Annotated in this window: 10 protein-coding genes and 1 pseudogene; 5 read left to right on the top strand and 6 right to left on the bottom strand. The window is 66.1% G+C overall.

Annotation, left to right across the window (positions count from 1 at the left end; translation table 11 throughout):
- Nucleotides 1–42 precede the first annotated feature (42 nt).
- The 3 genes from GCT19_RS01970 to fahA all read left to right on the top strand — a co-directional run bounded on the left by GCT19_RS01970 (nt 43) and on the right by fahA (nt 4,102).
- Nucleotides 43–1,398: an MFS transporter gene (locus GCT19_RS01970; protein WP_152850877.1), complete on the top strand. Its 1,356-nt coding sequence runs from the start codon at nt 43–45 to the stop codon at nt 1,396–1,398.
- Between the two features lie 62 nt (nt 1,399–1,460).
- Nucleotides 1,461–2,807: a homogentisate 1,2-dioxygenase gene (hmgA, locus tag GCT19_RS01965; RefSeq protein WP_152850876.1), complete on the top strand. Its 1,347-nt coding sequence runs from the start codon at nt 1,461–1,463 to the stop codon at nt 2,805–2,807.
- Nucleotides 2,804–4,102, top strand: coding sequence for a fumarylacetoacetase (fahA, locus tag GCT19_RS01960; RefSeq protein WP_152850875.1), 1,299 nt, complete (start codon nt 2,804–2,806; stop codon nt 4,100–4,102). The genes hmgA and fahA overlap by 4 nt, the downstream gene beginning before the upstream one ends.
- A gap of 107 nt (nt 4,103–4,209) precedes the next feature.
- On the opposite strand, the gene GCT19_RS01955 is transcribed toward fahA, so the two are convergent.
- The 5 genes and pseudogenes from GCT19_RS01955 to GCT19_RS01930 all read right to left on the bottom strand — a co-directional run bounded on the left by GCT19_RS01955 (nt 4,210) and on the right by GCT19_RS01930 (nt 9,550).
- On the bottom strand, nt 4,210–6,003 hold the full coding sequence (locus GCT19_RS01955) for an outer membrane protein assembly factor BamB family protein (RefSeq protein ID WP_152850874.1): 1,794 nt from the start codon (nt 6,001–6,003) through the stop codon (nt 4,210–4,212).
- A 125-nt stretch (nt 6,004–6,128) separates the two neighbouring features.
- Nucleotides 6,129–6,518: pseudogene (locus GCT19_RS01950) on the bottom strand (MFS transporter); the annotation flags it as partial.
- Nucleotides 6,519–6,960: 442 nt separating this feature from the next.
- Nucleotides 6,961–8,118 carry an MFS transporter gene (locus tag GCT19_RS01940; RefSeq protein ID WP_152850873.1) on the bottom strand — a complete coding sequence of 386 codons (1,158 nt, stop codon included), beginning with the start codon at nt 8,116–8,118 and terminating at the stop codon, nt 6,961–6,963.
- A gap of 171 nt (nt 8,119–8,289) precedes the next feature.
- A complete protein-coding gene (locus GCT19_RS01935; protein ID WP_018431841.1) occupies nt 8,290–8,682 on the bottom strand; it encodes an SRPBCC family protein in 393 nt (130 codons plus the stop codon).
- A 34-nt stretch (nt 8,683–8,716) separates the two neighbouring features.
- The gene (locus GCT19_RS01930; protein WP_152850872.1) at nt 8,717–9,550 is read right to left on the bottom strand and encodes a crotonase/enoyl-CoA hydratase family protein; all 834 of its coding nucleotides are present in this window, start codon (nt 9,548–9,550) and stop codon (nt 8,717–8,719) included.
- 142 nt (nt 9,551–9,692) lie between these two features.
- On the opposite strand from GCT19_RS01930, the gene GCT19_RS01925 reads away from it, so the two are divergent.
- Nucleotides 9,693–10,274, top strand: a complete 582-nt coding sequence (locus GCT19_RS01925; RefSeq protein WP_176135105.1) for a plasmid fertility inhibition factor family protein — start codon at nt 9,693–9,695, stop codon at nt 10,272–10,274.
- A 44-nt stretch (nt 10,275–10,318) separates the two neighbouring features.
- Here the strand turns inward: GCT19_RS01925 and GCT19_RS01920 are convergent, their stop codons facing one another.
- Entirely contained in the window at nt 10,319–11,314 is a 996-nt protein-coding gene (locus tag GCT19_RS01920; RefSeq protein ID WP_152850870.1) for a 2-hydroxyacid dehydrogenase, read from the bottom strand.
- A 484-nt stretch (nt 11,315–11,798) separates the two neighbouring features.
- Here GCT19_RS01920 and aspT point away from each other — a divergent pair, with 484 nt between their 5' ends.
- Nucleotides 11,799–13,481, top strand: coding sequence for an aspartate-alanine antiporter (aspT, locus tag GCT19_RS01915; protein ID WP_018431837.1), 1,683 nt, complete (start codon nt 11,799–11,801; stop codon nt 13,479–13,481).
- The last annotated feature ends 107 nt before the right edge of the window (nt 13,482–13,588 follow it).

Raw genomic sequence — 13,588 nt, 5'->3', positions numbered from 1 at the left:
CTATCCGTAAAACGCGATTTCACCGAGTTCGAGGGACGCCCTATGAGTGACCAACCCGCCGCCAATGTGATCGAAGTCGAGCGCGTGCTCGCCGAAACGCATCGCCCGACTTTTCAGGCGATGCTGCTCGCGCTGTGCGGACTGTGTCTGCTGATCGACGGCTTCGACGCGCAGGCGATGGGCTATGTCGCGCCCAGCGTGATCGCCGAATGGCACGTCGCGAAAACCGCGCTCGGCCCCGTCTTCAGCGCAAGCCTGTTCGGCATGCTGCTGGGCGCGCTCGGGCTGTCGGTGCTGGCCGACCGCATCGGCCGCCGGCCGGTGCTGATCGGCGCGACGTTCTTCTTCTCGCTGTCGATGCTCGCCACGCCGTTCGTCGCGACGATTCCCGCGCTGATCGCGCTGCGCTTCATCACGGGTCTCGGGCTCGGCTGCATCATGCCGAACGCGATGGCGCTGGTCGGCGAATTCTCGACGCCCGCGCATCGCGTCAAGCGCATGATGTTGGTGTCGTGCGGCTTCACGCTCGGCGCGGCGGTCGGCGGCTTCGTCAGCGCCGCGCTGATTCCGGCCTACGGCTGGCGCGCGGTGTTCTGGGTCGGTGGCGCGGTGCCGTTGCTGCTCGCGTTCGCGATGCTGGCGACGCTGCCGGAGTCGCTGCAATTTCTGGTGCTGAAAGGGCGCAGCGAGCGCGCGATGAGTTGGCTGGCGAAATTCGACCCGGCTTTGCGGATCGACGCGAACACGCGCCTCGTCGTCAGCGAAAAACGCAGCGACGGCGCGCCGGTCGCCGAGTTGTTCCGCGCGGGACGCACTCCGGTCACGCTGATCCTGTGGGCGATCAGCTTCATGAACCTGATCGTGCTGTACTTTCTGTCGAACTGGCTGCCCACCGTGATGCGCGACGCCGGCTACACGCCGGGCACAGCGGTGATCGTCGGCACGGTGCTGCAGACGGGGGGCGTGATCGGCACGCTGCTGCTCGGCTGGTTTATCGAGCGCATGGGCTTCGTGCGCGTGCTGTTCGCGTGCTTCGCGGTAGCCACGGTCGCGGTCGCCACGATTGGCGCGGTCGCGCATGTCCTGCCGTGGCTGCTCATCGTCGTGTTCGCGGGCGGCTTCTGCGTGGTCGGCGGACAGCCGGCGGTCAATGCGCTCGCCGGGCATTTCTATCCGACCGCGCTGCGCTCGACCGGCATCGGCTGGAGTCTCGGCATCGGCCGGATCGGTTCGGTGATCGGACCGCTCGTCGGCGGACAGCTGATCGCGCTGAACTGGTCGAATGCCGCGCTGTTTCATGCGGCGGCGGTGCCGGTGCTGTGCTCGGCGCTGCTGGTGGTCGTGCTCGCGGGCGCAACGCGGCAACCCAACCGCGCGTCCGAAGCGGAGCCGGCCTGAGCCTGACGGCAAAGATCACGTATCACCCGGGAAAGAATCGAGCAACTCGCGGAGAACCTTGTATGGATACCTCAACACGTACGCCGGCCGACCAACGTCTGCGGCCTGAAATCGAGCCCGGCTATCAGTCGGGTTTCGGGAACGAATTTGCGACCGAGGCGTTGCCGGGCGCGCTGCCGACCGGCCGCAACTCGCCGCAGCGCGCGGCCTATGGTTTGTATGCCGAGCAGATTTCGGGCACGGCATTTACGGCGCCACGCGGTCACAACCGTCGCTCGTGGCTGTACCGGATTCGCCCGGCGGCCATGCACAAGCCGTTCACGTTGATGCCGTCGGAGCGCCTCGTCGCGAACTTCGCCGAGGTGCCGCCGACGCCGCCGAACCAGCTGCGCTGGGACCCGCTGCCGATGCCGTCCGAACCGACCGATTTCATCGACGGCTGGGCCACGATGGCGGGCAACGGCTCGGCCGAAGCAATGAGCGGTTGCGCGATCCATCTATATGCGGCGAACCGTTCGATGCACGAGCGCTTCTTCTACAGCGCCGACGGTGAACTATTGATCGTGCCGCAACAAGGCCGCCTGCACATCGCGACCGAAATGGGCCGCATCGATATCGAGCCGTTCGAGATCGCGGTGATTCCGCGCGGCGTGCGCTTCGCGGTCAGCCTGCCGGACGGCAGCGCGCGCGGCTATATCTGCGAGAACTTCGGCGCGCTGCTGCGTCTGCCGGAGCTGGGGCCGATCGGCTCCAACGGTCTCGCGAATCCGCGCGATTTCCTGACGCCGCACGCCGCGTACGAAGACCGTGAAGGTGCATTCGAACTCGTCGCAAAGATGAACGGCAAGCTGTGGCGCGCCGACATCGGCCATTCGCCGCTCGACGTGGTCGCATGGCACGGCAACTACGCGCCGTACAAGTACGACCTGCGCCGCTTCAACACGATCGGCTCGATCAGCTTCGACCATCCGGACCCGTCGATCTTCCTCGTGCTGCAATCGCAAAGCGACACGCCGGGCGTCGATACGCTCGACTTCGTGATCTTCCCGCCGCGCTGGCTCGCCGCCGAAGATACATTCCGCCCGCCCTGGTTCCATCGCAACGTCGCGAGCGAGTTCATGGGGCTCGTGCATGGCGTCTACGACGCGAAGGCCGAGGGCTTCGTGCCAGGCGGCGCGAGCCTGCACAACTGCATGACCGGTCACGGCCCGGACGCGGACACGTTCGAGAAAGCGTCGCATATCGATACCTCGGTGCCGAAGAAGGTCGACGACACGATGGCCTTCATGTTCGAGACGCGCACGCTGATCAGGCCGACGCGCTTCGCGCTCGAATCCACGCAACTGCAGGCGCATTACTACGAGTGCTGGCAAGGCCTCGAGAAACACTTCAATCCGGAGCAACGATGAACGCGGTGAACGATCTCCAGGCGACGCTCGATGCGTCGCGCAAGAGCTGGATCGAGTCGGCCAACGAGCCGGCCAGCGACTTCCCGATCCAGAATCTGCCGTTCGGCATTTTCAGCGACCGTGGCAACGACGCGCGGCGCGTGGGCGTCGCGATCGGCGATCAGATCGTCGATCTCGCCGCGTTGCAGGAAGCAGGTCTGCTGAACGCGCCGCCGCAGAATGTGTTCGCGCGCGATGCGCTGAACGATTTCATCGCGCTCGGCCGCGACGCATGGCGCGGCGTTCGAATCCAGTTGAGCCAACTGCTCGCGCGCGACACCGCGACGCTGCGCGACGCTGCCGCGTTGCGCGCGAAGGTGCTCGTGCGTGCGGCCGACGCGCGTTTGCATCTGCCGGTGCAGATTCCGGGCTACACGGATTTCTATTCATCGAAGGAACACGCGACCAATGTCGGCGCGATGTTCCGCGATCCGAAGAATGCGCTGCTGCCGAACTGGTCGGAGATGCCGATCGGTTACAACGGACGGGCGTCGTCGGTCGTCGTGAGCGGTACGCCGGTGCGTCGCCCCAATGGTCAACTCAAGCTGCCCGATCAGGAGCGCCCGGTGTTCGGCGCGTGCCGCAAGCTCGATATCGAACTGGAGACGGGTTTCATTATCGGCGGCGGCAATGCGCTGGGCGAGCCGATCGCGTGCGAGGACGCGGAGGCGCACATCTTCGGCATGGTGCTGCTGAACGACTGGAGCGCGCGCGACATCCAGCAATGGGAATACGTGCCGCTCGGCCCGTTCAACGCTAAGACCTTCGCGACGACAATCTCGCCGTGGGTCGTCACGCTCGATGCGCTCGAACCATTCCGCGTCGCGCAGCCGGTGCAGGAGCCGGAGCCGCTCGCGTATCTGCGGCATCAAGGGAAGCATGCATTCGACATTCATCTCGAAGTGAGCTTGCGCGCGCCACACGCGCGGCAAGCGAGCACGATCGCGCGGACCAACTTCAAATACATGTACTGGACGATGGCGCAGCAGCTCGCGCATCACACGGTGGCGGGCTGCAATACGCGGGTGGGCGACCTGATGGGCTCCGGGACGATCAGCGGTCCGACCGAGGATTCGTACGGCAGCCTGCTCGAACTGACGTGGAACGGCAAGAAGCCGCTGGAGTTGCAGGAGGGCGGTACGCGCACGTTCATCGAGGACGGCGATGAGTTGACGCTGGTCGGCTGGTGCCAGGGCGACGGGTATCGCGTGGGGTTCGGCGCGTGTGCCGGAGAGCTTCTGCCGGCGCGAGAGTGAGCGCGCGGCAGTCACGATCAGCGAGGGCCGGCAGCGAATGCCGGCCCTCGTCGTTGGTGCGAGACCACGGGCGTGTCGCGTCGCAATGACTCGGCGCGTCGTCCGGTTCAGCCGCCCAGCAGCCCGAACACGGCCACGCCATTCGTCGTGCCGACATACACCTTGCCGTTCGCGATCATCGGTGTGATGAACTTGTTGCCGGTGCCGAACTGATCGCGCGTGCCCATCTGGTTGCTGTTGTACAGCTCGTTGAGCGTGGCCGGGTCGAATGCATGCAGTGCCGCGACGTTGCCGTTTTCGGCGGCCCATACGATGCCATTCGTCGTGCCATTCGCCGAGATGCTCGGCGTCGTGCCGGGATAGGCGAACGTCATCGCGCTTTGCGCGGTCGGTGTGATCGACAGCTTCGCGTTGGTCACGGTGAACGCCTTCAGATGATCGCCGACCGAGCCGAAATACACGCGCCCGTTGAAATAGGCGGGCATGCCGAACTCGCCGCCGGCCAGCTGCGCGGGAATCTCCTGATAGATGTTGTTGGTCGTCGGGTTGAACTTGCCCATCGAATCGCGATTCAGCACGTAGATGGTGCTGTCCTTGCCCGCGCCGAGCGTCAGATGCTGCACGACGCCGTTCGCGTCGGTCAGGTCCGGCAGCACCAGTGCGCCGCCGGAGCCGAGGTCGATGTCGTCGTTGGCCTCCTGCACGACGTTCGTCATCGCGAAATAGTCCGCGACCGACAGGCCGCCCGACGTGCCGAGCTTCAGGAACGTATTGCCGAAATCGTTGTTGGCCGGAAAGCCGCTCGAGGTCATCGTCGTTTCGAAGGTGCCGTTGGCATCGAGCAGATAGATCGACGAGCCGTCCGACGCCGGTCCCGCGCCGCTCATCCAGATCGCGCCGCCGATGCCGTTAGGTGTCACGTTGAGCACGGTGGTCTGCTGCAACGTGTCGGCGCCGTAGCCCATGATCCAGCCCGTGTAGCCGCCGTGGTCGCAGTGCGAGGTCCATGACGTGTAAAGCGTGCTGCCGAGCAATAGCAGCCCCGCGCGCTCCGCGTACAACGGCGTGGTGAACGGCAGGACGCCGTTCGTATTGCCCGCGCCGGTGCCCGGGTAAGAGGCGACGGCGACTTCGGTGGGGCCGTTCAGCAGTTCGGCGCCGGTCGCGAGGTCGAGCGCGTGAATGCGATGATGGTAGCCACCGGCCGCGTCCTTCGACATCGCGACGACATAGATCGTGCCGTGCGTGCCGCGCGAACGGTCAATCACCGGTGTCGAGGTGATGCCGATCGTGTTCACGATCTGGCTGCAGCCGAGGTCGTCACTCGGGGTTTCGCCGCTGCCGAGCGTGCGCACCTGCCACAGGGTCGCGCCGGTGTCGGCATCGAATGCGTAGACGCTATCGTTCTCGGTCGCGACGTACAGCACGTTGTGCGTGCCGCCCTCGATCGCCAGCGAAGTGACGAATAGCGGTTGCGCGTCGACCTTGCCGTCGACACTAAAGAAGCCGACTTTGCCGAACGTCGCGGCCGTCACGTTGGCGGGCGTCAGCGTGGTTTCGCCGAGGTTCTGGCCGGTGCGCGCGATGTCGTTGTGATAGGTGAGCACGTCCTGCACGGCTGCCGCCGAGGTGCCGCCCATCGACGTGCCCGAACCGCTGCCCGAGGTGCCGGCGCTACCGGTGCCGGTGCCGCCGCTCGTGGTGCCACCAGTGGTGGTGCTGCCGCCGCTTGCCGCGGCTGGCGTCGATGCGCCCGATGCGGCGCTGCCGCCGGCGCTCGTGCCCGTCGGGGCACTGCTGTTTCCGCCTCCGCCGCCTCCACAGTTTGCGGCGACGACCGCGGCTACCGCGATCGCCGTGCCCAACAGGGTGGCACGGAGCAACAGGCGCATCGAGACCATGGCGGACTCCCCGTTGCTTGCGGTGGCACCACAAAATATGGGCCGTGTCGAGTGCCCGCGCAACGTGGGTTGAAGATTATCACCCGGCGTATAGATCGTAAAAGCCAGCAACTAGCGTCTAATCGTCAACTCGCCACCCGCAGCGTGATCCGCCGACGCTCCCACCACGCCGCCACCAGAAACGCGAGCGCCGCGCACAACAGCACGCCGACCACCGCATCGTGACCGACCGTTTTCATCAACGCGCCGGCGACGAGCGGGCCGCCGAAGCTCGCCGCGCTCCACGACGCGCCGACCAGCGAACTCGCCGACACCAGCGCGACCCCGCGAAAGCGCTCGCCGCAGGCCACCAGCGACAGCGTGTAGATCGCTCCCGCGGCCGCGCCGAGCACGTACAGCAGCGGCCAGCGCAGCCACGGCGAGCCGACTGCCCACGGCAGCAGCGGCAACAACGCGACGACCACGATGCCGCAGCCGATATGCACGCGTTCGCGGCCGAGCCGGTCGGCGAGCCAGACCGCTCAGACGGATTTGCGTGAGACGCTTGTCGTCATCGACGCCGATCGCGAGCGTTGGCGCAAGACCGTACCAGTGAGACACGTCACCCCACGACAGATAAAGGGTGCCGTCGCGAGGCTCGTAAAGACCTCCGGCGCGCCCATGTCGTCTGCATGTCCGTGTGCGTCGAATTCTGAATCGATGTGCGGAATTTCTTCGCTTGGGTCTGCGAATGCGGACGTGCGGACGGTCCATCGCTCGGGATTGGTGTAAAAGTCCAATCCGGTCAACCGGTGATGCTGATCGACAAGCATCGTTTGTTCATCCCACCGCACGACGGCGGAAACGCCAGTGGCAGGGGTAGTCGTGTAGACGGTGGGATGCTTCATCGAAGAGGTTTATAGGCAAAGTGCAGAACGGTGTGATCGCGTTCTCGAACCACGAGTTCGGCCGGCAAGCTCACCCCGCCACCGCCACCCGCCGCTCGATCGACACCGACCACAACGTCAACAACAGCGCACCCAACGCGGTCGCGACGCCGACCCACGGCAGCGTCGTCAGCGGCGCGCCGGCGCCGATCGCCATGCCGCCGAGCCACGCACCGGTCGCATTGCCGAGGTTGAACGCGCCCTGATTCAGCGTCGACGCAAGATTCGGCGCGTGGCTAGCACGATCGACGATCAGCATCTGCAGCGGCGGCACGATCGCGAATGCGAGCACACCCCACACGAACACGGTCAGCATCGCCGGAATGCGCGCGTGCATCGTGCCCGCGAATACGCACAGGATCACGACGATCGCCATCAGGAACGCGACCAGCGACGGCATCAGCCGCCAGTCCGCGAGCTTGCCGCCGAGCGTGCTGCCGACCGTCAGCCCGAGGCCGAACAGCAGCAGCACCAGCGTGACTGCGTGCGGCGTGAAACCGGTCACGTCTTCGAGAATCGGCGTGATGTAGGTGAAGGTCGAAAACAGGCTCGCCGACGCGAGCACGCTGATGCCGAGCACCATCAGCACCTGCGGGTTCTTCAGCACGCTGAATTCGCGCACGAGGCTCGCCTTGTGCATCTCGATCTTCGCGGGCAGGCACACCGCGAGGGCGGCCGCCGCCAGCACGCCGATGCCGGTCACGGCCCAGAATGTGGCGCGCCAGCCGACCGCCTGGCCGAGCGCGGTGCCGAGCGGCACGCCCAGCACATTGGCGAGCGTGAGGCCGGTGAACATCAGCGCGATCGCCTGCGCGCGGCGATTCGGCGCGACGAGCCCGGCCGCGACCACCGAGCCGATGCCGAAAAACGCGCCGTGGCAGAACGCGGTGACGATGCGCGCGGCCATCAGCACCGCGTAACCCGGCGCGATCGCACACAGCAGATTGCCGACGATGAACACGCCGATCAGGCTCATCAACGCTTTCTTGCGCGGCATGTTGGCGACCGCGATCGCGACGATCGGCGCGCCGATCGTCACGCCGAGCGCATACGCGGACACCAGCATGCCAGCCGCCGGAATCGACACCGACAGATCGCGCGCGACGTCGGGCAACAGCCCCATGATGACGAACTCGGTGGTACCGATTCCAAACGCGGCAACGGCAAGAGCAAGCAGGGGCAAAGGCATGGCGACGATGGGGTGTGATACGTGAAGCGGCGCGAAAATCGGGCGCCGGGCGGGCGTTTCCGAAGGCGGAAACGCTGTCGCCGGATAGGGGAAAACAGTAGGGGATTCTACCTAAGTCAAATCTGCCTTGCAGGCCGTCGGGAAAGCTGTTGTTTTTGTGGAAGGCGGCGCTCAGTGTCGCGCGAGGTTGCGCTGCAGCGCCGCGCAGCCCGCATCCACCAGCATTTCGACCACGTTGGCGCGCTCGTCGGGCTTGAAGTCGCTGATCCAGATCACGCGGCAGCGCGCGGGCGTGTCGGCGACGACCTGCAACGTCGAGTGATGATGCTCGAAGCGTCCGCCGCCTACCGAGTAGGCGAGCCGCAGGTGCGCATCGTCGACGGCGATCACGCGTTCCTCGACCACGGTGCCGTCGGCGAACGTGACCCAGCGCAGTTCGCCGTCCATGCGCGCCTCGGTCAGCACACCCGCGAACACGCGAGCGACGTCGGCGGGATCGCGCAGCGCCGCCCATGCATCGGCCGCGGCGATTTCCACGGCGATTTCCCGGTAGATCGTAGCCATCGCAGTTCCTCTTTTCGTTTCAGGTGAGCGCGTCTCAACTGCTGGGTGGCGCCGGCTGGTCCGCGTCCAACGTGTCGCCATGGCGGCCCGCACCCGACGCAAAGCGCGCCGCGCCCGCCACGCCCTCGGCGAACACCGCCGCGTAGCCGCCCGCGCCTTCGCGCCGCAACGCCTCGGCGAGATCGTCCAGCATGCTGTTCTCGAGCACGGAACGGCGATCGGCGAGCAGCGCTGCCTGCGGAAACGCGGCAAGTTCCGCGGCCAGTTGCTCGGCGGCCGCGCGCGCTTCGCCCTTCGGCACCACGCGGTTGGCGAGCCCGAACGCGAGCGCCTCGCGCGCATCGACCGCGCGGCCGGTCAGGATCAGATCGAGCGCGCGCGACAAACCGATCAGTCGCGGCAGCCGGATCGTGCCGCCGTCGATCAGCGGAATGCCGACGCGCCGGCAGAACACGCCGAGCACCGCGTCTTCCTCGACGACGCGCAGATCGCACATCGCGGCAAGCTCGAGTCCACCCGCGACCGCATAGCCGGCGATCGCGGCGATCACCGGCTTGCTGAAGCGTGTGCGTGTCGGTCCCATCGGACCCGGGCCGCTGCCGTCGGCGTGCAGCTCGTTGCGGCGGGTGTCATCGGCGAGCGCGGTCAGGTCGGCGCCCGCGCAAAACGTGCCGCCGGCGCCGAACAGCACGGCCGCACGCCATGCGGGCTCGGCCTCGAAGCGGCTGAACGCGGCGCTCAACGCGTCGGCCACCTGCCGATCGACCGCGTTGCGCCGCGCGGGCCGGTCCAGCACGATCGTCGCGACGCCGGCGACGTCATCCGACTCGATTCGAACATGGTTATTGAAATATTCGGTGGCTATCATCGTTATGTATACCTGAAGGGTATCTGAAGCGCCGTGCTCGCCTGTTGATCAGGCAATGTTGCCAACCGTTCATGCAGCGTAGTTAATCCGGTAGGCCGTCATGTTTCCGTCACATCCGGCTCGTAGCGTTAGCGCTCTATTAATGCGCTGGCGTCCTGCCGCCAGCTTGCCGAGTGTGCCTTTGTCCCTGCCTTTGCCCAATTCATCGCCGGCCGCCGCGCCGACCAGCGCCGAAACAGTCTGGATCGTGCCGTTGCGCGAGCACTCGTGGTACGACCACGTGCGTCTGAAACGCGTATTCGTCACCGACGGCACACGTCACCAGGTGGTGCTCGTCGATCTGCGCAAGCTGCTCGTGTGCGCGAATCGCGACAACACCGATTACGTGCTGAAGCCGGTCGCCGAATGGCACGCGGGCAAGGTCCGCGGCATTCGCGAGTTTCTCGATCCCGACAGCGCGCGCATTCCGCAGATGCCCTACGTCACGATCTCCACGCGTCGCGCGCCGGGACTGCTCGGCTGGATAGGCATCGAGCGCGAGGGGGTGGTGGCGTTTCGCAACGGCCAGCATCGCGCGCGCTACCTGGCCGAGGCGGGCGCGCGCTGGTGTCCGGTCGAAGTGCACGAGCGCGAGGCGGCATTGCTGCGTGAGCTGTGCGGTGCGGCCGATGATGCCCGCACCGAGATTCGCGCGACCCACCTGGGCGGCGACAGCGACGTCTAACTTTCGCGGTCCGCGGCAATTCGCATACGCCCCGGTTATCACCGCTACCCCGCCTGCACGACGTTGCGCGGCGTGCCCGCTTGCCACGCCGCGATGTTCGCGAGCGTGGTCTGCGCGATCTCGGTCATCGCCTCGCGCGTGAAGAATGCCTGGTGCGCGGTGACGATCACGTTCGGGAACATCAACAGACGCGCGAGCACGTCATCCTGCAACGGCAGATTCGAATGATCCTCGAAGAAGATGCCGCCTTCTTCCTCGTACACATCGAGCCCGAGATGGCCTAGCTGGCCGTCCTTCAACGCGCCGATCAGGGCGTTCGCCTCGACGAGCCCGCCGCGCCCGGTGTTGATCAGCATCGCGCCGCGCTTCATCTTCGCGAGCGCGGCGCGGTTGATCAGATGATAGGTGTCGGGCAGCAGCGGGCAATGCAGACTGACGATGTCCGATTCGGCGAGCAAGGTATCGAGTGGCACGTAGCGCGCGCCGAGCGCGATCAGTTCGTCGGCGTGCGGCCCCGGGTCGTAGGCGAGTACCTGCATGCCGAAGCCCGCCATGATGCGCCCGAATACCCGGCCGATGATGCCGGTGCCGATCACGCCGACCGTCTTGCCGTGCAGATCGAAGCCGAGCAGCCCATGCAGCGAGAAGTCGCCTTCGCGCGTGCGCGCGACCGCGCGCGGCAGGCGCCGGTTCAGCGCGAGAATCAGCCCGACCGCATGTTCGGCGACCGCATACGGCGAGTAGGCCGGCACACGTGCGACCGGCATGCCGAGCCGCTCTGCCGCCGCGAGGTCGACGTGATTGAAGCCCGCCGAGCGCAGCGCGATCATCCGCGTGCCGCCCGCATGGAGCCGCTCGAGCGTGGCGGCGTCGACGTTGTCGTTGACGAACGGGCACACCACGTCGTAGCCATGGGCGAGGATCGCGGTCTCTGTGTCGAGAGGCGATTCCTGGAAATGCAGCTCATAGCCATGCGCCGCATTGGCTTCGGTGAATGTATCGACGTCGTATTGACGACTGCTGAACAGGATCGTGCGCATATCAGGCTCCGAAGAAGCGTGCTTTAGACGTGATTTGCGAAGTCGGTTTTTCGTAAAAAATAACGTTGACAGGGGTGCCGAACTGCAATATCAAATAACGAGCATTCCGAACAAAGCATGTACAAACATGCGGCAAGAAACTGGCCAAACAGCAGATTATCTTTTTCACGATGTTAGGCGACTTCGCGATGAAAGAGTAACTGTCGGGCGTTCGGGAAATCGTTTCACCGCCGGCATGGCCAGGCGGTGCGTTCGTCCAGGTGTGCGGTTGCCCGCTGTGCGGCGCTTCCGGCATCCATTGCGTCGTTCTCCTGTCATCACAGCGTTTTTCTGCTTCCAGCTATCGGCCATTTGATGTGCCGTGCATCGCGCCCGTGACCCGCGCGACGTCACCATTGCGTCACCTTTGTCAGACGGTTCGATTCGATTTTCAGACGGTTGGTGTTCCGTGTTTCGTTAATCAACTCTAGATCGGCGAGCCAACATGATCGGTGAATTGCTCAGATCGCAACCAGAGATCGCGCTTTTCGCATGTCTCGCGATTGGTTATTTCATTGGCTCGTTTCATATCGGCCCGATCCAGCTCGGCGGCGTGTGCGGCACGCTGATCGTCGCGCTCGTGCTCGGGCAGAGCGGTGCGCGCATCGCGCCCGACCTGAAGAACATCGCGTTCGCACTGTTCATCTTCGCGCTCGGCTTTACCGGCGGGCCGCAGTTCTTCGCGAACATCGGGCGCGGCTGGCGCTATGGGCTGCTGTCGCTGATCGAAATCGTCTCCGTGCTGGTGCTGATCATGATCGCGGTCAGCGTGATGCGGCTCGACGTCGGCACCGCGTCTGGGCTGCTCGCGGGCGCGGCGACCGAGTCGGCGGTGATCGGCACCGCGTCCGAGGCGATCGCGAGGCTCGGTCTCGGCGACGCGGCAACGCAGCGTCTGCAGGCCAATATCGTGACCGCTTACAGCGTCAGCTACCTGTTCGGCCTGATCACGATCGTGCTGTTTACAAGCCAGTTCGCGCCGCTGCTGCTGCGCGTCAATCTGCGCGAAGAAGCCGAGCGCGTGTGGCGCAAGCTCGGCGGCGCGGGCGCTTTCAGCGAAGGACAGAGCGCGGCCGCGCCGGCGCTCGTCGGCCGCGCGTTTCGAATCGGCAACGCGGCCGGCGTCACCGTGCGCGCGCTCGAGGAGCAACACGGCTACAACCTGACCGTCGAGCAGATCGAGCGCCATGGCGCGGACTTGCCGGTCGCCATGGAAACGCGGCTCGCGACCGGCGATGTCGTGCTCGTCGCCGGACGGCGCGCCGCGGTCGTCGCGGCGTCGGCCGGCCTCGGCGAGGAGGTGTCGGGCGCCGATTTCGGCCAGGTGTTCGGGCAACGGCTCAACGTGGTGCTGACGCGACCCGACGTCGATGGGATGACGGTCGCGCAGCTGCGCGCGCAGGCGAAGCCGGAAAACGCGCGCGGCGTTTATATCGCGGCTATCACGCGGCTCGAATCGACGATTCCCGCACTGCCCGGCACCGAGCTGCATCGCGGCGACGTGCTGACGCTGGTCGGCGCGAAAGCCGACGTCGAGCGCGGCGCGAAGCGGCTCGGCTACGTATTGCCGCCGACCGAAAAGACCGACTTTGTCTATCTCGGCCTCGGCGTGCTGGTCGGGATGGCGATCGGGCGGCTCGGCGGCACGATCGGCGGCGTGACGCTCGCGCTCGGCACGGGCGGCGGCTGTCTGCTGTCCGGGCTGCTGTTTGGCTGGGTCCGCTCGCGCCATCCGCTGGTCGGCTCGCTGCCGTCGGCGGCCGCGCAGATCCTCAAGGACTTCGGACTCGCGACGTTCATCGCCGCGGTCGGGCTGTCGGCCGGTCCCGACGCGATCAAGCTCGTGCGCGAATACGGGCTCGCGCTGCCGCTCGCCGGCATCCTGATGGTGCTGGTGCCGGGCCTGCTGTCGCTGTGGGTCGGCCATGCGCTGTTGAAGCTCGAAGCGCCGATGCTGCTCGGCGCGATCGCGGGCCAGCAGTGCAGTACGCCGGCGATCAGCGCGCTCGTCGGCGTGACCGGTAATTCGACGCCGGTGATCGGCTACACGATCACCTATGCGCTCTCCAACATCCTGTTGCCTTTGATGGGGCCCGTGGTGGTGGGCCTCGCCGGCAAGCTCGGCTAGCCGGACTTGCCGAAGCCGCATGCCGCGCGGCGCTTCGCACTGCGCGGCGAATCAGGCGCTCGCGCGGCACAGGCGCGCGCCGCACCCGTGGCGGGTATCGCCAACGA

It is taken from the genome of Paraburkholderia atlantica, from assembly GCF_009362785.1.
In the GTDB taxonomy this organism is placed as follows: Bacteria; Pseudomonadota; Gammaproteobacteria; order Burkholderiales; family Burkholderiaceae; genus Paraburkholderia; species Paraburkholderia atlantica.
This window is presented reverse-complemented; position numbering and strand designations above follow the sequence as displayed.